General features: G+C 71.1%; 19 protein-coding genes. 13 read left to right on the forward strand and 6 right to left on the reverse strand.

Annotated features, from left to right (window positions below; genetic code table 11):
* Positions 1-64: 64 nt before the first annotated feature.
* Complete coding sequence (locus ACFUVW_RS02770; RefSeq protein ID WP_430569821.1) at positions 65-769, reverse strand: SDR family oxidoreductase; 705 nt, start codon at positions 767-769, stop codon at positions 65-67.
* Between the two features lie 80 nt (positions 770-849).
* Here ACFUVW_RS02770 and ACFUVW_RS02775 point away from each other — a divergent pair, with 80 nt between their 5' ends.
* Positions 850-1,227: a winged helix-turn-helix transcriptional regulator gene (locus tag ACFUVW_RS02775; protein ID WP_430569822.1), complete on the forward strand. Its 378-nt coding sequence runs from the start codon at positions 850-852 to the stop codon at positions 1,225-1,227.
* Between the two features lie 28 nt (positions 1,228-1,255).
* Here ACFUVW_RS02775 and ACFUVW_RS02780 read toward each other — a convergent pair whose 3' ends face one another.
* Entirely contained in the window at positions 1,256-2,119 is an 864-nt protein-coding gene (locus ACFUVW_RS02780) for an LLM class flavin-dependent oxidoreductase (protein WP_430569823.1), read from the reverse strand.
* 122 nt (positions 2,120-2,241) lie between these two features.
* On the opposite strand from ACFUVW_RS02780, the gene rnhA reads away from it, so the two are divergent.
* Positions 2,242-2,661, forward strand: coding sequence for a ribonuclease HI (rnhA, locus tag ACFUVW_RS02785; protein ID WP_430569869.1), 420 nt, complete (start codon positions 2,242-2,244; stop codon positions 2,659-2,661).
* 52 nt (positions 2,662-2,713) lie between these two features.
* Positions 2,714-4,117, forward strand: coding sequence for a dihydrolipoyl dehydrogenase (gene lpdA, locus ACFUVW_RS02790; protein WP_430569824.1), 1,404 nt, complete (start codon positions 2,714-2,716; stop codon positions 4,115-4,117).
* Positions 4,118-4,193: 76 nt separating this feature from the next.
* On the opposite strand, the gene ACFUVW_RS02795 is transcribed toward lpdA, so the two are convergent.
* Entirely contained in the window at positions 4,194-5,978 is a 1,785-nt protein-coding gene (locus ACFUVW_RS02795) for a SpoIVB peptidase S55 domain-containing protein (protein ID WP_430569825.1), read from the reverse strand.
* A gap of 193 nt (positions 5,979-6,171) precedes the next feature.
* On the opposite strand from ACFUVW_RS02795, the gene ACFUVW_RS02800 reads away from it, so the two are divergent.
* Complete coding sequence (locus ACFUVW_RS02800) at positions 6,172-6,642, forward strand: hypothetical protein (RefSeq protein WP_430569826.1); 471 nt, start codon at positions 6,172-6,174, stop codon at positions 6,640-6,642.
* A 32-nt stretch (positions 6,643-6,674) separates the two neighbouring features.
* Positions 6,675-6,884 (forward strand): hypothetical protein, encoded by a 210-nt coding sequence (locus tag ACFUVW_RS02805; protein WP_430569827.1) that lies wholly within the window; start codon positions 6,675-6,677, stop codon positions 6,882-6,884.
* Positions 6,885-6,896: 12 nt separating this feature from the next.
* On the opposite strand, the gene ACFUVW_RS02810 is transcribed toward ACFUVW_RS02805, so the two are convergent.
* Both ACFUVW_RS02810 and ACFUVW_RS02815 read right to left on the reverse strand, forming a co-directional pair.
* Entirely contained in the window at positions 6,897-7,355 is a 459-nt protein-coding gene (locus ACFUVW_RS02810; protein ID WP_430569828.1) for a MarR family winged helix-turn-helix transcriptional regulator, read from the reverse strand.
* Positions 7,352-8,296: a serine aminopeptidase domain-containing protein gene (locus ACFUVW_RS02815; RefSeq protein ID WP_430569829.1), complete on the reverse strand. Its 945-nt coding sequence runs from the start codon at positions 8,294-8,296 to the stop codon at positions 7,352-7,354. The genes ACFUVW_RS02810 and ACFUVW_RS02815 overlap by 4 nt, the downstream gene beginning before the upstream one ends.
* A gap of 81 nt (positions 8,297-8,377) precedes the next feature.
* Between ACFUVW_RS02815 and ACFUVW_RS02820 the strand changes: the two genes are divergently transcribed.
* Together ACFUVW_RS02820 and ACFUVW_RS02825 are read left to right on the forward strand one after the other, a co-directional pair.
* Complete coding sequence (locus ACFUVW_RS02820; RefSeq protein ID WP_430569830.1) at positions 8,378-8,569, forward strand: hypothetical protein; 192 nt, start codon at positions 8,378-8,380, stop codon at positions 8,567-8,569.
* A 125-nt stretch (positions 8,570-8,694) separates the two neighbouring features.
* Positions 8,695-8,913, forward strand: a complete 219-nt coding sequence (locus ACFUVW_RS02825; protein ID WP_430569831.1) for a hypothetical protein — start codon at positions 8,695-8,697, stop codon at positions 8,911-8,913.
* Between the two features lie 40 nt (positions 8,914-8,953).
* Here ACFUVW_RS02825 and ACFUVW_RS02830 read toward each other — a convergent pair whose 3' ends face one another.
* The gene (locus ACFUVW_RS02830) at positions 8,954-9,265 is read right to left on the reverse strand and encodes a hypothetical protein (RefSeq protein ID WP_430569832.1); all 312 of its coding nucleotides are present in this window, start codon (positions 9,263-9,265) and stop codon (positions 8,954-8,956) included.
* Positions 9,266-9,361: 96 nt separating this feature from the next.
* Here ACFUVW_RS02830 and ACFUVW_RS02835 point away from each other — a divergent pair, with 96 nt between their 5' ends.
* From ACFUVW_RS02835 to mobF, 6 genes are all read left to right on the forward strand, one after another.
* Entirely contained in the window at positions 9,362-9,565 is a 204-nt protein-coding gene (locus ACFUVW_RS02835; RefSeq protein ID WP_430569833.1) for a hypothetical protein, read from the forward strand.
* A gap of 212 nt (positions 9,566-9,777) precedes the next feature.
* Positions 9,778-10,584 carry a hypothetical protein gene (locus ACFUVW_RS02840; protein ID WP_430569834.1) on the forward strand — a complete coding sequence of 269 codons (807 nt, stop codon included), beginning with the start codon at positions 9,778-9,780 and terminating at the stop codon, positions 10,582-10,584.
* A 90-nt stretch (positions 10,585-10,674) separates the two neighbouring features.
* Positions 10,675-11,265 (forward strand): hypothetical protein, encoded by a 591-nt coding sequence (locus ACFUVW_RS02845; RefSeq protein WP_430569835.1) that lies wholly within the window; start codon positions 10,675-10,677, stop codon positions 11,263-11,265.
* A gap of 391 nt (positions 11,266-11,656) precedes the next feature.
* Positions 11,657-12,979, forward strand: coding sequence for a hypothetical protein (locus ACFUVW_RS02850; RefSeq protein ID WP_430569836.1), 1,323 nt, complete (start codon positions 11,657-11,659; stop codon positions 12,977-12,979).
* A gap of 30 nt (positions 12,980-13,009) precedes the next feature.
* Positions 13,010-13,822 carry a GIY-YIG nuclease family protein gene (locus tag ACFUVW_RS02855; RefSeq protein WP_430569837.1) on the forward strand — a complete coding sequence of 271 codons (813 nt, stop codon included), beginning with the start codon at positions 13,010-13,012 and terminating at the stop codon, positions 13,820-13,822.
* Positions 13,823-13,912: 90 nt separating this feature from the next.
* Positions 13,913-17,239 carry a MobF family relaxase gene (mobF, locus tag ACFUVW_RS02860; protein WP_430569838.1) on the forward strand — a complete coding sequence of 1,109 codons (3,327 nt, stop codon included), beginning with the start codon at positions 13,913-13,915 and terminating at the stop codon, positions 17,237-17,239.
* The last annotated feature ends 135 nt before the right edge of the window (positions 17,240-17,374 follow it).

A 17,374-nucleotide genomic window follows, 5' to 3' on the forward strand; every position in this document is an offset into this window, starting at 1 on the left:
GACTTGTTCCTCAAACGGCCTGTTTGAGGAACAAGTCAGCACGCTCGATGCGTTCCCGGGCCGCTCACCCCGTCCTGTGGCGGGCGCCGCCCTCCACGTGGATGGTCTCGCCGGAGACGAAGCCCGCGCGCAGCAGCCACATCACCGCGTCGACGACGTCGTCGGGCTCGCCGTGGCGGCCGACCAGGGTCCCGCCGGCGCTCCTGCTCAGCAGCGCCGCCTTGCCGTCGCCGAGGCGGTCCCAGGCACCGGAGTCGACGACGCCGGGCGACACGGCGTTGACCCGCACCGGCGCGAGGTCCGCGGCGAGGTGGCGGGCGAGGTGCGCGACCGCGCCGTTGGTCGTGCCCTTGACGAGCGAGCCCGGCCCGGGCCGCCACCCGACGACGCCGGAGAACAGCACGATCGACCCGTGCGGCCGCAGCACCGGCGCGAGGTGCTTGGCGACCAGCATCGGCCCGAGCACCTTGGCGGTGAACGCGGCCACCAGGCGGTCGTGGTCCAGCTTGACGGCCCGCACGTCGTGGGGCGCCGACCCGGTGGTGACGACGTGGTCGACCCCGTCCGCGAGACCGGCCGCCGCGGCGGCGATCGTCGACTCGTCCTGCAGGTCGATCCGCAGCGCCGTCGCACCGATCTCGCCCGCCAGCGCCTGGGCGGCCGTCAGGTCGCGGGCGCCGACCACCACCTCGTACCCGTCCTTCGCGGCGCGTCGCGCGACCGCCGCTCCCAGCGCCCGCGCGCCGCCGATGACCAGGACACGTTCCATCCCCATCACTCCCTCTCGTAGGATCGGGAATCACGGTATGGATTTGATACCGGTACCTTCAACGGAACTGGGGGACGACCGTGGGCAAGGCGTACAACGTGATGGCGGCGACGTGCCCGAGCCGGACCGTGCTCCACCGCATCGGGGCGCGCTGGACCGTGTTCGTGGTCAACGCCCTCGACGACGGCCCCCGCCGTTTCACCGAGCTCAAGGCGCACATCCAGGGCATCACGCCGAAGGTGCTGACCGAGACCCTGCGCACCCTCGAGGCCGACGGCCTGGTCGAGCGGACCGACTATCCGGAGAACCCGCCGCGCGTCGAGTACGGCCTGACGCCGCTGGGGCGCTCGCTCCTCGAGCCGCTGCGCGCCGTGCGCGCCTGGGCCGAGCAGCACGTCCCCGACATCGAGGCCGCCCGCGCCCGCCACGAGGAGCGGGCGTCGCTCGGCACCCTCTGACCCGGCCCGCGGAGGCGCGCCGGGCCGCCTACAGGGCGGGCGGTCCCTGCCGGACCCGCGCCAGCAGACGCTCGGGCGTCGCCTCCGCCGGGTCCCACCACGAGTCGACGAACCAGGTCGCGCCGGCGTCCGCGAACGCGCGGGCCAGGTCGCGGGCCTCGCCCGCGTCGGAGGGGAGCAGGCCGGACGCGACGACGTCGAACGGGCCGGCGTCGGGCTCGCGCTGCTCGGCGACCCACGCGGTGAGCTCGCGGACGGCGTCCGGCCCGGCCTCCGCCTCCTCCGGCGTCGCGGCGCGCGCCTGCACGACGATCCCGTCCCAGCGCAGCGTGCGGTGCAGGTTCTTCAGCGGCGGGTTCGTCGCGTCCCAGACGCCGACCGGCCAGACCGGGATGCGGCCGTGGACCGGGGGCGCGGCGAACCGGAACGGGCCGGTGCGCACCTGCGCGCCGTCGGCCTCGAACTCCTCGCCCGACCAGGACGTGCGCAGCCACTCGAGCGTCTCGTCGAGGCGCTGGGCGCGCTCGCGCAACGCCGTCGGCTGGCCGGGCACGGACGTGAAGCCGCGGTCGTCGAGCACGCCGACGCCGGCCGGGAGCACCAGGCGACCGCCCGAGAGGTGGTCGACCGTCAGGGCGCGCTGGGCCAGCTCCCACGCCCGGTGCCGCGGCACGGCGAACACCATGGCGCCGAGCGTGATGCGCTCCGTCACGGCCGCGGCGCCGGCGAGGACGGCGAACGGGTCCCAGGCGGTGAGCGCGTCGCCGCCCCAGTCGCCCATGCTCATGCCGTCCCAGCTGAAGAAGCCGTCCCAGCCGTGCTCCTCGCACTCGCGGGCGAGGGCGACGTTCTGCTGCGGGGTGCCGAAGCTGCCGACGAAACCGAACCTCATGTGCGTCTCCTTCGTCGTCCGGGGATCTGGGTCGACGCTACGCGCGGCGTCCGACACGGCCGTGAATGCGGGGAACGTAAGGTGTGCGGGTGCCTGACGAGAACGAGAAGCCCCTGGTCGAGATGTGGACCGACGGTGCCTGCAAGGGCAACCCGGGGATCGGCGGCTGGGGCGCGCTGCTGCGGTCGGGGGAGCACACCAAGGAGCTCTACGGCGGCGAGACCGTCACGACCAACAACCGCATGGAGCTCACCGCCGTCGTCGAGGCGCTGCGCGCCCTGAAGCGGCCCAGCACCGTGGTGATCCACGTCGACTCGTCGTACGTGATGAACGGCATGCGCACCTGGATCGCCGGCTGGAAGCGCAACGGCTGGACCACCGCCGCGAAGAAGCCCGTGAAGAACGTGGACCTGTGGCAGGCCCTGGACGCCGAGGTCACCGAGCACGACGTGCGGTGGGTGTGGGTGAAGGGGCACGCCGGCGACCCGGGGAACGAGCGCGCCGACGAGCTCGCGAACCTGGGCGTCGACTCCGTCCGGTAGGTGCGACGGACGTCACGCCGCAACCGGTGGCGCGCGCTAATAGGCTGGACCCATGGCTTCCCACTACGACGTCGTCCTCCTCGGGGCTGGCCCCGGCGGCTATGTCGCCGCGATCCGTGCGGCCCAGCTCGGCAAGTCCGTCGCCATCATCGAGGAGAAGTACTGGGGTGGTGTCTGCCTCAACGTGGGCTGCATCCCCTCCAAGGCGCTGCTGCGCAACGCGGAGCTCGCCCACATCTTCAACCACCAGGCCGACTTCTTCGGCATGTCCGGTGACGTGACGTTCGACTTCGGCAAGGCGTTCGACCGGTCCCGCGAGGTCGCGGACGGCCGCACCAAGGGCGTCCACTTCCTCATGAAGAAGAACAAGATCACCGAGTTCGACGGCCGCGGCACGTTCCGCGACGCGAACACGATCGAGGTCGCGCTGAACAAGGGCGGCACCGAGACGGTCACGTTCGACAACGCGATCATCGCCACCGGCTCGCAGGTCAAGCTGCTCCCGGGCGTCGAGCTGTCCGAGAACGTCGTGACCTACGAGAAGCAGATCATGACGCGCGAGCTGCCGAAGTCGATCGCCATCGTCGGCGCCGGCGCCATCGGCATGGAGTTCGCGTACGTCCTCAAGAACTACGGCGTGGACGTCACGATCATCGAGTTCCTCGACCGTGCCCTGCCGAACGAGGACGCGGACGTCTCCAAGGAGATCGCCAAGCAGTACAAGAAGCTCGGCATCACGCTCCTCACGTCAACCGCCGTCCAGACCATCAAGGACAACGGTTCGTCGGTGACCGTGTCCTACAAGGGCGTCAAGGACGACAAGCCCGGCGAGATCGTCGTCGACAAGGTCCTGTCCGCCGTCGGCTTCGCGCCGAACGTCGAGGGCTTCGGCCTCGAGAACACCGGCGTCCAGCTCACCGAGCGCGGCGCCATCGCCATCGACGACCACATGCGCACCAACGTGCCGCACATCTACGCCATCGGCGACGTCACCGCCAAGCTCATGCTGGCGCACGTCGCGGAGGCGCAGGGCGTCGTCGCCGCCGAGACCATCGGCGGCGCGGAGACCCAGACCCTCGGCGACTACCGGATGATGCCGCGCGCCACGTTCTGCTCCCCGCAGGTCGCGTCGTTCGGCCTCACCGAGCAGCAGGCCAAGGACGAGGGCTACGACGTCAAGGTCGCGTCGTTCCCCTTCATGGCCAACGGCAAGGCCCACGGCCTCGGCGACCCCACCGGGTTCGTCAAGATCGTCGCTGACGCCAAGTACAACGAGCTGCTCGGCGCCCACATGATCGGCCCCGACGTCTCCGAGATGCTGCCCGAGCTCACCCTCGCGCAGAAGTGGGACCTCACCGCCGACGAGGTCGCGCGCAACGTGCACACGCACCCGACGCTGTCCGAGGCGATCCAGGAGTCCATCCACGGCATCGTGGGGCACATGATCAACTTCTGACCCACAGGTCAGGGCCGGACCGTACGCCAGAGGCCCGGGTCCGCGGAGCTCCGCGGGCCCGGGCCTCGTGCCGTCCTCAGGAGGTCACGCGGACCCTCAGGTGCTTCTGCCCGACCACGACGCGGGTGAGGACGTCGGACGTCCGGGTCCGCTCGAACGCGGTCCTGCCGCCGCCGATGACGAGGCTCAGCTGCATCTCGTCGTTGCGGAGGTTGCCCTGCAGCAGCCGCTGGACCGAGGCGAACGACGTCGGGCCGTAGAACTCGTCCTGGTAGGTGTTGCCGCCCACGACCGAGACCACGCCGCTCTGGCCCTTGAGGCGCTTCGGGATCGCGATCTCCTCGCGGAAGACGGAGCGCGTGCGGCCGTCCGAGCCGAGCAGCTGGGTCCGCAGCACGAGGGTCTTGCCGGCGCGGACCTTCGCGGTCCTGCCGGTGACGTCGACCCACCTGCCGCCCGTGCGCTGCTGGATCTTCACCACGCGGTGGCGCATCGCGTTGTCGCTGACCGCGACGGCGTTGGTCACGCCGGTGAGCGTGACGTTCGAGATGGACGAGAGCGTGGCCACGACGGTCGCGAGGTCGAAGGCGCCCGTGGAGCCGACGTCGGCGGGCGCCTGGTACCGGTCGGCGTACCGCAGCGTGAAGGGGCTGCCGCTGCGGGTGCCGGTGATCGTCCAGGCGTGGGTCTCCGACCCGCCGATGACGCCGTCCACCACGCGGTCGTGGTTCGCGACGCCGGCCAGGAGGGTGACGTCGCCGAGGGCGGACGGGTCCAGCACGTGCGTCGTGCCGGTCCGCGACCTGGAGTGGTAGGTGACCTTCGACCTGACCGACGTGGGCGCGGGGGAGGCGCCGAAGGTGCCCGCGATCCCGGCGAGGCGGTCGTCGGTGACGGTGCCGCCGAGCTCGCCGAGGTTCGCCACCTTGAACGGCACGCCCAGCGGGTCCTCCTGGACGTAGACCGCGTCGGCGGCCGCCAGCCCCAGGCGCGTCCTGCCCGTGAAGTTCAGCGGGTGCCCGAACGCGACCACCCGGTCGCCGCACACCGACGTCGCGGTACCGATGCCGGCGAGGGAGATGTCGCCGTGCGACAGCACCGCGCCCACGTTGCCGCCGGCGACCACGGTGTCGATGCCTGCCGCTGCCGTGCCGCTGGACCGGCCGATGCGGTAGGAGTCCGGGGTCACCAGCTCGCTGCCGCCCGCAGCCTTGACCGCCGTGCGGGCGCGCGCCAGGTCGATCCCGCCGACGCCCATCGGCATCGGCAGCTGCCGCAGACCCTGGGCCGCCTCGGACCGCGTCACGTCGGTCTCGGCCGCGATCCGCGCCGCCAGGCGGGTGCCCACCGCCACCTCGGGCGCGGCCTTCGCGGCGCCGAGGTAGCCCTGCATGTCCTCGAAGGGCGTGATGCCCGCGACGGGAGAGCTCCCGAAGGCGAGGCCGTACGCTACCGCGCCGATCAGCCGACCGTCCTCCGCGTACACCGGGGACCCCGACATGCCCTGCCAGATGCCGCCCGCCGCGTCGATCGCCGGGGAGTGCAGCTCGGCGACGATCATGTCCAGGTCGGGGCCGATGCCGTCCGACAGGACGCCGAGCACCTCGCCGGTGAACGCCTGCGGGGTGGTGCCCTTGCTCACGGTCAGCCCGTGGACCGGCGCCCCGCTCGCCACCTCGGCAACCGGGAACGGCGCCGCGCAGTCGGGGGTGGGGGCCGCCGTCGCCGACGGGCCGACCGCCACCAGCCCGGCCAGCACCAGCGCGCCGGCCGCGCCGGACGCCGTCAGCCCGGCGGCGCGACGGCCTGTTCCGGATCCGGGGAGCCGCCGCCGACGGCGTGCCGCAAGGTGACCTTCCATGGGGGGAGTGGGCGTCGTCGCCCGGCCGTCCCCTGCGGCAGATTTCGACATGGCCACAGCATCCTCGACCGCGCGGTCCGGCGTTCCGGTGGACACGGGTGAAATCGCGGGGCCCGCTCCCTTCGTGGCTTCTGCAAGAGCGGCTCGTCACGCGACATGATGACGACGAGGGGTCGCGTCAGGAGGGGGAGCAGTGCCGACCACGAGTGAGAGGCCGCCGCCGGAGCGCACGCGCCGCCTGCGCCTGCCGTTCGGGGTGGCGGTGGCGGCACTCGGCATCGTCGCGCTCACCGTCGTCGCCGCCGTCGTGGGTCCGCGCGTGTCGACTCCGCAGCAGGCGTGCCCGGCGATCGGCTACTCCAACCTGCTCGAGGTGACGCTCGAGGGAGACACGTCCGAGGTGGCCGTCGTCCAGGTGCGCGACGGCGACCAGTGGCAGCCGCCGTACCCGCCGGACGCACAGGTGCCCGCGATCCCGACGTCGCACGACGGCGACACGTGGACCTTCACGCTCTTCTCCTCGCCGCGCTCGATCACGCTGCGTGCGCTGGACGACGACGGCGACGTGCTCGCGCGGACGGAGGTCGACGTCGGCTGGGTGCGCGTGGGCGGGACGGCCGAGTGCGGCGGCCCGATGGAGGCGCAGGTCGACTGGGCGATGTGACCCCGGGCGGGCCGGCACGGGAGGATGGCGCGATGGGCGCCACCGAGTTCGTCATCGAGACCCCCGACGGGGACGTCGGTTTCGCCGGGGCCGGATCCGCGGCGGAGTTCCTCCTGGACGGCGGGTTCGCGAACGCGGACCGCGAGCCGCATTGGCACCTGCGCTGGTGCCTCGACCGCATGGCCGTCGGCGAGTCGATGGACGTCGGCCCCGCCCACGTCGTCCGCGAGGCGGCGCCCTGAAGGCCGCCGCCGTCAGGAGAGCGTGCGCGTCACGTGCTCGAGCCAGCGGCTCACGGTGGCCAGCTCGTCGTCGGTGAAGCCGTCGGTGAGGCGGTCGTTCAGCTCGGCCAGCGCGGTGCGGACGTCGTCGAGCGCCGCAGTGCCGGTGGGCGTGAGGTCCAGGCGGACGGTGCGTCGGTCGTCGGGGTCGGTGCGACGGCGTACGAGGTCGGCGCGCTCCATGCGGGCGAGCAGTCCGCTGGCGCCGGCGGGGGAGGCCTGCAGGGCGGTGGTCACCTCGCCGATCGTCGCGCCGGGGTGGTCGGCCAGGTGCAGCAGCACGCCGGCGGCGGGGGCGCCGAAACCCTGGCCGCCGTTCCTCTGTTGACCGTGCGCTGCGGCGTGCGCGCTGCCGCGCCGCGCGATCCAGCGCCGCATCTGGCGTTCCGCCGCGGTGGTGAGGAACACCAGTCGTGGCGGGCGGCGCGTCATCGTCGCGGCTTCCTGGCGCGGAAGCGGACGTTACCGTCCTCCTGCGCCGGAGCGGCCCCGGCGCGGGCGTCGAGCCAGGCGAGGAGCTCGGGCCACAGCGTGTCGCGCAGGCCGCGGCGGAAGAAGCCCATGTGCCCGATCGCCTCCACGCCGCCGTCGGCGGGGCTCCAGGTGCGTCGCTCGACAGTCGCCGCCGTGAGGCGGTCGGTGATCGCGTCGATCTGCGCGGGCGTGGCCCACGGGTCGTCGGTGAAGCCGACGGCGAGGACGTCGCCCGTGACGCGCGCGGCGTCCGCGGCGGCGGTCATGGTCGGGTCGTCGAAGAAGTAGTTCGGCATGGTCGACCAGCGGCCCCATTCGAGCATCGCGGCGGCGGTCATGTCCTCCCCGAGGCCCATGCGGCGGCCGGGGACGTAGCCCAGCACCCGGGCGGTCGCGGGGCCGAGCGCCCGCAGGATCAGCCGGACGCGCGCCCGCTCGGCGCGGTCGGGGATGGTGGACGTCGCGGCGACGTGCGACGCGACCGTGACGAACCCCGCCAGGCCCCGCGAGCCGTTCCCCAGCGCCAGGGCGTGACCGCCGATGCTGTGCCCGATCGCCAGCTGCGGCACGTCGCCGAACCGCGGGCGCGCCCACGCCGCGACCGCGGGGACGTCGTCGGACATCCAGTCCCGCATGCGCAGGCCACGATGCTCACGCGGGCTGCCCGACCGGCCCGTGCCGCGGTAGTCGTACGTGATGGCGACGTACCCGTGGGCGGCGAGGAACTCCGCGAATCCCGTGTACAGGCGCTCGGGCACCGCCGTCGCCGGGTGGATCACCACGACGCCGCGCGGCGACTCGTCGGCCGGCTTGCGCACCTTGCCGACGACCCACCCGCCCGCCGGGATCTGGATCCGCAGCTCCTCGGACTCCACTGTCGCTACGTCGTCACTTCGCATGCGAAGTACCTTAGCGGCCTGCGCGACGGATCCTGTGGGCGAGCCGGCCGGGGAACGGGTCGCGTGTGGCACTCTTCGGTCGTGAATCAGCCGAGCCGGCCGCGACGGGGCTTCTGGTACCAGGTGTGGCGACCGTTCCGAGCCGTCGGGCGCGGGGTCGTCCGCGTCCTGGAGTTCTTCGAGCTCATTAGCCTCGTCGTGAACGTCGGACGCGGCGCCGCCTGGCTCTTTCGCGGCGCGGGGAACGTCGTCGCGCGGGTCTCCGACTGGTGACGGTCGTGCGTGGTCCGAAACTCGCCCGCTCGCACTGATGACGAAGCTGACGGACATAGCGATCATGACGCCATGAACCCTGTGCGCTACTCGGTCGCAGACACGTCGGGGCTACCGTGAGGGCCATGGCTCTCCCCGGTCAGTTCAAGTTCCAGGCCGTGTGCGCTGGCCTCTTCGCGGTGCTCGGTCTGGTGCTGCTCATCACCGCGGACTCGACGACGACCAAGGTCATCGCGATGGCGCAAGTGGCATGCGGAGTCGGCCTGGTGCTGCTCGCCTTTCGCGACGGACGGCGGGCGAACACTCGTCGCGACGAGTTGGACGCCGAGGAGCGCCAGGCCTGATCGGGCATGGTCTGATAGGGCGAGGCGACCATCTGACGGTTCAGGCCGTCGGTTTCCTCGGGTAGTCGATTCTCGACCAGTCGCCGCCGTTCGGGTGCTCGATGCTGTCCGACCGTATGTACGCGCGGACCCGTCGTGGCTGCCCTACGGCGACGTAGCCCTCGTACGGCGGGATCCAGAACTGCTCGCCCACCCAGGCCTCGCGCTCGTAAAGCGAGTCGATCGTCCCGGCGAGCCAGCCGCGCAGCCACGGGTCGTCGAATCCGAACTCGCGGAGGGCGGCGTCGAAGGTCTGCGGTCCATGGTCGTAGCGCGGCGTGGTGCCGGCGACGGAGTGGAGGGCGAGGCTCACCGCCACATCGTCGCTGGACGGAGGGCCACCGTCGCCACAGGGAGCGGGTGAAGTTCTCGCGGGCCCCGGCGGTCGTCGGTGGGTATGGTCCTGACCATGGGATTCACCTCGCGCGACAAGGTAGACATTGAGGTGAGCGTCGCTTTCGGCGTTGGCGCGGGGTTGCTCGTCTCGTGGGGTAGGTACGAGTCAGTGTTGACGTACGTGCCGACGCTCTTCGCCGTGCTGTGGGGCGCTGGGGCGGTCCTGCGGGTGCGGCGCAAGGAGCGAGCTGTTGCTCGTCGGCTGAACGACAACTAGCCCCGAAGGCCGACCGTTAGTCCTTCCACACATCAGGTGCGCGAGCCAGCCCGGCTTGTCGTGTGAATCACCGGCCGCGAGTTTCACCCGTCCGGGACCGTCGTCGTTGCCCGCTGCATAGATAGCCTCGATGCAGCCCGGCGCCGGGGGCGCTGGAAGGTGAAGCCCGAGGTGCCGACCCCCACAACGCACCGAGAGCGAGACCCATAGAAGTGAAGCGCACCCTGACCCTCACAGCCGCCGCGGCGATCACCCTGAGCCTCGCGGCGTGCTCTGGCGCCGAGGCCCCCGACGAGCAGCCCGCGACCAGCCAGGCGGCCGAGTCGGAGACCACCAGCCCGACGCCCACCGAGGAGCCGGACCCGGTCGCCGAGAACTGGGACGACATCGTCACCTTCGTCGAGGCCGTCTACGCCAACGACGCCGACGTGGCGATGCCGCTCACAGCGAAGGACAGCCCGGCGGCCGAGTACGTCGCGTACATCCGCGACAACGCCTTGGCGGAGCAGACCGCAGGGTTCGATCCGCACATGTTCGACGACGGGTACTCGTTCGATGACGACGAGGAGAAGCAGGAGGTCGACATCTCCTTCCGAGACACCACGGGCAACGGCAGCGACCCGCAGGACTACACCTGGTCGGACTGGAAGATGACCGACGACGGCAAGATCGAGTCCTGGACCGGTGCGTCCGGCTCGATCGAGAAGGTGCTCGGTAAGAAGCACGACAAGCAGAAGGCCAAGGGCCAGAAGGTCACCGTCGCCCATGCCTACAAGTCGAACTCCGGCACGGTCGTCATCGTCCTGAAGGTCGACTCGGAGACCGGCGGGTACCCCGACTACGCGCCCGTCTACGTCGGTCCGGATGGTGTCGCTCGCAAGCCTGCACAGGTGAACGCGACCGACCTGGTCGAGGGAGCCACCTCGTACCTGTCGTTCCTGTACCAGGACGCTGACTTCGGCGGGAAGTTGAAGTACCTCGTCGACTACGAGACCCCGGTGACGCTCACCATCAAGTGACCCCACGGCCGACGCCCCGGTTCCCCCGTCGGAGCCGGGGCGTCGGTGTCCCACCCTTCCGGGCGCTGCCCGACCAGAGAGCGAGGAACGATGAAGACCTGGAAGAGCTGGAAGGTCTTGGCCGTCCCCGTGGCCGGGCTGGTCCTGCTGACGGCTGCGTGCAATGGAGAGATGACCGGCCAGGACCCCGCCGCGACGGAGACGACGAGTACCGCAGGAGCGACCACCACGACCACCGAAGCAACCCCCAGCCCGAGCCCGACTGAGGAGACCGCCTCCGTCGAGCAGTGGGCGTCCGTCATCGCGGAGCAGCGGAACTCCTACGACGACACCGACCAGTCATGGGAGGACGCGACCTGCTCGTCCCTCGCCGCAGTGGATGGCGCGGTCGATTGTCAGGCCATGATGATGTCGATGGGGCTCGTCGCGGCAACGGCGAACGTCACGATCAGCGGCGCCGCCGACCCGGACGGCCCTGCGTACATCGGGAAGCCGCCCGCCGAGATACGGACCCTGCTCATCGACACCCTCACCGCCGCGATGATCGCCGAGGACGCGTTCACGCCGGTCGATATGAACTGCTTCGACGAAGGGATCGAGTGTGCGGGTGAGGCGTCCGAAGCCGAGCGCGCGTGGGACACGCTGGGTGACAAGTACGCCGCTTGGGACCCGTACCTGTAGCGAGGAGTCCTGCCCGCCAAGGCCAGGCCGCCCATCGCGTGATCCGGCCGGAGTCCTCTGGGGCTCTCGATCACATCCGCTGCGGGCACCGGGACGCGACCGTCCACACGTCTGGCACCCGAGGCGCGAAGGTCCCGGAGCGTGGATGCGACATCCGAGCGCCACGACGAGCGCACCAGTCAGGTGAGCCTCCGGCGCCGGCGCGAAAGGCGCGCCCCGGCCCGGGAGGTGCCGGCGTCGCCAACCAGTCGATGGCCTCGGTCGGTCGGGGACGTCGCTTCGGACCACCGCGACGAATTCACCCGGTGCTGGGGTCGGAACTGGACCTTGCGGGCCAGGTCGTCTCTCCGGGGGTTCTACGCTTCCGGCAGGAAGACGAACTGGAGGACCCGTGGGCGCCGAGCTTGAGCTGGTCAGTGATGGCAGCGGTCTCGCTGTCGTCGGTGCGGAAGACGCGATCGAGCAGTTCCTGCTCGACATCGACCTCGTCGTCACGGACTCGCGGCCTCTGGCGCAGGCGGCCGTGGAGGGTGTCCACGCCGCCAGTGGCCTCGGAGGCCTGGCGCTGCAGGCTGGCGGACAGATCGCGGCCGAGTCTGGTCGCTGGCTCAAGCTCACGGAGGAATCTGCGGCGAAGGTCCGCGAGTTCGGCCTGCAGGCGACCAAGGACAATCCGGCGATCAGTCACGCGATGATCGGTAAGCCGGGCGACGTGCAGTCCTGGATCCAGGTGGTCAGCTCTCCGGCCGCGCTCCTCACGAACCCTGCAGCCCTCGCCTCGATCGGGACGATGATGGCCCAGCGCGAGCTGCAGCGGTCGATCGATGAGCTCCGTGAGTATCTCGCGCAGATCGACAAGAAGGTCGACGACATCCTGCGTGCGCAGAAGGACGGGGTTCTCGCCGCGATGATCGGGGTGTCCCTCCTGGTCGACGACGCCATCACGGTCCGCGACGAGGTCGGTCGGGTTCCGGAGATCACCTGGTCGAAGATCCAGGGCGGTGCGGCGACCATTGCCAGCACTCAGGCGTATGCGGTGCGGCAGCTCGATGCGCTGGCTGACGGGCTCGAGTCCGAGCAGGATCTCGGAGACCTGGCCAAAGCGACGCAGGGTGCCCGCGCCTCCGTCGCGGAATGGCTCGCGGTGATCGCCCGCTCGGTGCAGGTGCAGGATGCGATCGACGTCCTCGAGCTCGACCGCGTCGCCGATGCGAACCCCGAGGAACTCGACCGGCATCGTGCCGGGCTGCGCCTGGCGCGCCAGAAGCGCCTGGACGTTATCGGCGCTGCGTGCGGCCAGCTCGTCGGTCGCATGCACGAAGCCTCGAACAGGGCCAACCAGAAAGTGCTCTTCAACCCGTTCGCGTCGCCGAAGGTCGTGGGCGCCAGCAACGAAGTGGTCGGCGCTGTCCTTGAGCTCGAGAGGCGCCTCGATCTCGTGACCGAATCGGAGACCGCCGAGGCGCGTCGTTGGCTCGCCGCCCTTGCGGATACCCGGGACCAGGCGGTCGAATCCGGGCAGGATGCGCTGGTCGCCGCACGACGGCGGAGCGCCCAGGCAGCCGAGAAGACCAGCGATCTGCGGGTCAAGGCGTTCGACGCAGGGTCCGACGGCGTCGCTCGTGCGAGCGAGGCCACCAGCAGGTTCTTCGGTGGTCTCGCTGACCGGGCCCGTCGCCGCCAAGTCGCCGGTGACGAAGCGCGGGTCGACTGAGATGAGGAGCTTTCCTGGAGACCTGCACTGATGTCGCTGACGCTCGAGCCGATCCTGCGTAGCGGAGGTATCGATCCCCACGGGGCCCTCGTGATCCGGCACGCGTACGTCAAGGAGCACGAGGGCACGGGGATGCCCGGCATCCATGCCGACTCCACCGACGAGGAGATCCTCGTATACACCCGCCGGCAGTCGGCATCTCCCCGGATCTTCCCCGCCGCACCGCCTGCCATCTGGGTGGTGTTCGTCCGCGAGGGAGGCGATCGGGCGCGCCTGTGGTCGGTGCTCGAGAACCGCGGCGAGGTCTCGAACGACGGCGCGTTCCGCACCTTCGACCTGGTCGGGTCGGAGCGACTCGCGGACCTGAGGGACCGGCTGGTGATCGGGTGGCGTTCCCCGCGCACATGGCGGCTCAACGGCCCCACGGCCGCGGGCTACCCCGTGATGGAGATCGCCGACGCGCAGCCGGTGCCGTTTCCGGGGTTCGACCGACTCGTACTCGACCACGCGCAGCTCCAGGCGGTGATGCGCGAGCACCGCTACGCCGCATGGCGCACCGCGCTGGCGTCCGTCGTCGGTGTCTACCTGATCACCGATACCCGCGATGGGCGGCACTATGTCGGCAAGGCCGACGGCGCGGAGAGCATCCGGCAGCGCTGGACCGCCTACGCGACCAATGGCCACGGTGGCAACGTCGAGCTGCGCACCATCGACCCGACCAGCTTCCGCTTCTCGCTGCTGCGGGTGTTCGACCCGTCAACGCCGACGCGGGTGATCGACGAGGCCGAAAGTCACTTCAAGGTCGCCCTGGACTCGCGGACGCATGGTTTGAATCGAAACTGACTTCCGGCGCGGCAAGGCGTTCGCCGCGCTGGATCCGGCGAACGATCCGCGCTGGGGTGAACGGCACACCTCCCAGGTGTGACGGTCTCGATGCGCGTGATCTCGGCCGGGCAGGGCTACGCGTACCTGCTGCGGTCGGTCGTGACCGGCGACGGGAACGCGCCGCAGGCGTCGGCGTTCACGCGGTACTTCACGGAGGCGGGCACGCCGCCCGGGGTGTGGATGGGCCGCGGGGTCGAGCACCTCGGTGAGGGCGCACTGGAACCGGGGATGACGGTGACGCCGGCGCAGTTGCAGGCGCTGCTGGGTCACGGCGTGGATCCGGTCACCGGCGAGCCGCTCGGGCGCCCTTTCCGGGAGTACCCGACGGCGAGGGACCGAGCAGCGCGCCGGGTGCATGGTGTGGATCGGTCGCTACCGGCGGCAGCGTTCGATGCCGAGGTGGCGCGGATCCGAGCGCAGGAGGCGGCACGCGGGAGCCAGACGGCGACGGCGGGGTTCGACCTGACGTTCTCGGCGCCGAAGTCGGTGTCGGTGCTGTGGGGGTTGGCGGACGCGACGACGCAGGAGCTGATCGTGGCGGCGCACCACGATGCCGTCGGGCAGGTGTTGGACTTCCTGGAGCGGGAGGTCGCGGCCACACGGACGGGGCACGGGGGAGTGGCGCAGGTCCCCGTCGTGGGGGTGGCGGCGACGGCGTACGACCACTGGGGCTCGCGGGCGAACGACCCGCAGCTGCACACCCACCTGGTGATCTCGAACAAGGTCAAGGCCGCCCACGACGGGCAGCGGCGCACCCTGGACTCGCGCGCCCTGCACCACGCCGTCGTCGCACTGTCGGAGCATTACAACGCCGTCCTGGCCGACCGGCTCACGAACACGTTCGGGATCGGGTGGGAGCGGCGCGACCGCGGCGCGGACAGGTCCACGCAGTGGGAGATCGCCGGTGTCACCGATGACCTACTGGCGAGGTTCTCCTCCCGCAGCCGCGACATCGAGGTAGTCAAGGACCGCCTCATCGACGAGTTCGTCGCGTCGCGAGGGCGCCGGCCGTCCGCGAAGCAGGTCGTGAAGCTGCGTGCGCGGGCCACGCTCGAGACGCGACCCGAGAAGACCATCCACTCCCTGGCGGAGCTGACCGCGGACTGGCGACGTCGAGCCCAGCCCTTGCTTGGCAGCGAGCCGACGGCCTGGGCGCGGCGAGTGGCACTCGGCGGGTCCGTTCCGGTCCTCAGCGCAGGCGCCGTCCCACTGGACCTGGTCGACGACGTCGCGGCCCAGGTCGTCGACGTCGTTTCGCAGAAGCGCGCCACCTGGACGCACTGGAACCTGTGGGCCGAGGCGTCCCGGCAGACGATGGGCTGGCGGATGGCGACCGCCGCCGACCGTGAGCAGGTCGTGGCGCTCGTGGTGGACTCCGCCACGCGCCGCTCAGTCCAGCTCACGCCCGGCGAGCTGGCCAGCACTCCCGCGGCGATGCGCCGACCCGACGGGACGAGCACCCTGCGCCCGCAGCACAGTGAGAAGTTCACCAGCCACGACCTGCTCGCGATGGAGGACAGGCTCCTGCAGGTGGCCGACGACGCCGGCGGGCCGGTCGTCGCCCGGACGACGGCGTCGCGCGTCGTCGCCGGCAGCACGCCCGACGGCGTCCGGCTCGACGCCGAGCAGGCTCACGCCGTCGCGCAACTCTTGACCTCGGGTCGTCGGCTGGATGTGCTCGTGGGCCCGGCCGGTACGGGCAAGACGACCGCGATATGCGCCCTGTCGGCGGGGTGGATCGCTGCGCACGGGCGGGGCAGCGTGGTCGGAATGGCGCCGTCGGCCGCGGCAGCACAGGTGCTGGCGGCCGATCTCGGCATCCCCTGCGACAACACCGCGAAGTGGATCTACGACCACCGCCGCGGGCGCGCGGACTTCGCGCCAGACCAATTGATCATCGTCGACGAGGCCACGCTTGCTTCCACGCGAGACCTCGACACGATCGCGTCCCGCGCTGCGCAGGTCGGCGCGAAGGTGGTGCTCGTCGGCGACCCAGCCCAGCTGCAGTCCGTGGACGCTGGCGGCGCCTTCGCCATGCTGGTCTCGGCGCGCGGCGACGACGTGCCCCGGCTGACCGAGGTGCACCGGTTCGCGCACGACTGGGAGAAGACGGCCTCGCTGCGCCTGCGGGACGGCGACCCTGCCGTCATCGACCAGTACGAAACACACGAACGAATCCGCGAGGGCTGCACCGACGACATGGTCGACGCCGCTTACACCGCATGGCGACACGACGTCGAGCACGGCAGGGCGAGCATCCTCGTAACCGAGTCGGCCGAGATGGTCCGCCAGCTCAACGACCGCGCCCGCGCCGAACGAATCCGATCTGGTCAGACCTCGGCAGGTCGCGACATCGCTCTGCACGACGACGCGCACGCGTCCGCAGGCGACGTCATCGTCACGCGCCGCAACGACCGCCGCCTGCGCACCGGTCCGACGGGCTGGGTGCGCAACGGTGACCGCTGGACCGTGACACACGTGCGCCTCGACGGCGGGCTGGAGGTCCGCCCCGAGGGGCGACGGCGGGGGAGCGTGGTGCTGCCCGCAGGCTATGGCGCCGAACACGTCGACCTCGGCTACGCCGTCACTGCCCACCGCGCCCAGGGCATGACCGTCGACACCGCGCACGTCGTTGTCTCGGCGTCGAGCACCTGCGAGAACCTCTACGTCTCGATGACACGAGGCCGCCAGGCGAACACCGCCTACGTGGTGCTCGACCGGCCCGACCCGCTGCACGCCACCCCGCCCGACCCGAACGTCACCGCGCGCAGCGTCCTCTTCGGAGTCCTGCACCACACCGGTGCCGAGGTCTCGGCACATCAGACGACCGAGAGCGAGCAGAACCGGTGGGCCGGCATCGCCCAACTCGCCGCCGAGTACGAGGCCGTCGCCACCGACGCGCAACGTGATCGCTGGACCCGGTGCGTGCGCCACGCTCTGTGCAACGCCGGCGGCCTCGCGCGCGACGATGCCGATCGTGCGGCGCGGTCCGAGGCGTTCGGGGTCCTCGCGGCGCGACTGCGGCGTGCGGAGGCGTACGGGTACGACGTCGAAGCGCTGGTGACGCGCCTCGTCGGATGGCGGAACCTTCTCGACGCCGACGACATCGCCGCGGTTCTGACCGCGCGCCTGGCTCGCGCGACTGCGCGACCGGAGTGCGGCGTGAAGCCCGACCTCATCGCAGGACGCATCGCGGCCGCCCGCGGTCCGATGACGGAGGACGCTACACGTGCCTTGTCAGAGCGTCGTGCGTTGATCGATGCTCGAACCCTGGAGGACCGATGGCAGGTTGCCCTGCAGGCCAGAGCAGTGTCGGCTGCGCGGCACCGTCGCCGCCGGACGACGGGTCACGCTCAGCGAATCATTCCGCGGTGATGAGTTCTTATCGAGCAACCGGGGCAGGCATCGAGGAGGAACGGCGCGGCCGACATGCTGGAGGAGCTCGGGCCGAGCTCTGGCCAGGCCTGCTGGTGTGGGCGTGCGCGGTCTCGACGAATCGACACGCGCGAG

The sequence above is a fragment of the Isoptericola sp. NPDC057391 genome (genome assembly GCF_042668085.1).
Lineage (GTDB): Bacteria > Actinomycetota > Actinomycetes > Actinomycetales > Cellulomonadaceae > Isoptericola.

Bases quoted from the DNA above. Each gene is read 5' to 3' on its own strand.
- ACFUVW_RS02770 (WP_430569821.1), bottom strand. From the start codon at position 769: ATGGAACGTGTCCTGGTCATCGGCGGCGCGCGGGCGCTGGGAGCGGCG.
- ACFUVW_RS02810 (WP_430569828.1), bottom strand. From the start codon at position 7,355: ATGACGCGCCGCCCGCCACGACTGGTGTTCCTCACCACCGCGGCGGAA.
- lpdA (WP_430569824.1), top strand. From the start codon at position 2,714: ATGGCTTCCCACTACGACGTCGTCCTCCTCGGGGCTGGCCCCGGCGGC.
- mobF (WP_430569838.1), top strand. From the start codon at position 13,913: ATGCGCGTGATCTCGGCCGGGCAGGGCTACGCGTACCTGCTGCGGTCG.
- rnhA (WP_430569869.1), top strand. From the start codon at position 2,242: ATGTGGACCGACGGTGCCTGCAAGGGCAACCCGGGGATCGGCGGCTGG.
- ACFUVW_RS02805 (WP_430569827.1), top strand. From the start codon at position 6,675: ATGGGCGCCACCGAGTTCGTCATCGAGACCCCCGACGGGGACGTCGGT.
- ACFUVW_RS02855 (WP_430569837.1), top strand. From the start codon at position 13,010: ATGTCGCTGACGCTCGAGCCGATCCTGCGTAGCGGAGGTATCGATCCC.
- ACFUVW_RS02845 (WP_430569835.1), top strand. From the start codon at position 10,675: ATGAAGACCTGGAAGAGCTGGAAGGTCTTGGCCGTCCCCGTGGCCGGG.
- ACFUVW_RS02825 (WP_430569831.1), top strand. From the start codon at position 8,695: ATGGCTCTCCCCGGTCAGTTCAAGTTCCAGGCCGTGTGCGCTGGCCTC.
- ACFUVW_RS02815 (WP_430569829.1), bottom strand. From the start codon at position 8,296: ATGCGAAGTGACGACGTAGCGACAGTGGAGTCCGAGGAGCTGCGGATC.
- ACFUVW_RS02835 (WP_430569833.1), top strand. From the start codon at position 9,362: ATGGGATTCACCTCGCGCGACAAGGTAGACATTGAGGTGAGCGTCGCT.
- ACFUVW_RS02780 (WP_430569823.1), bottom strand. From the start codon at position 2,119: ATGAGGTTCGGTTTCGTCGGCAGCTTCGGCACCCCGCAGCAGAACGTC.
- ACFUVW_RS02795 (WP_430569825.1), bottom strand. From the start codon at position 5,978: ATGGAAGGTCACCTTGCGGCACGCCGTCGGCGGCGGCTCCCCGGATCC.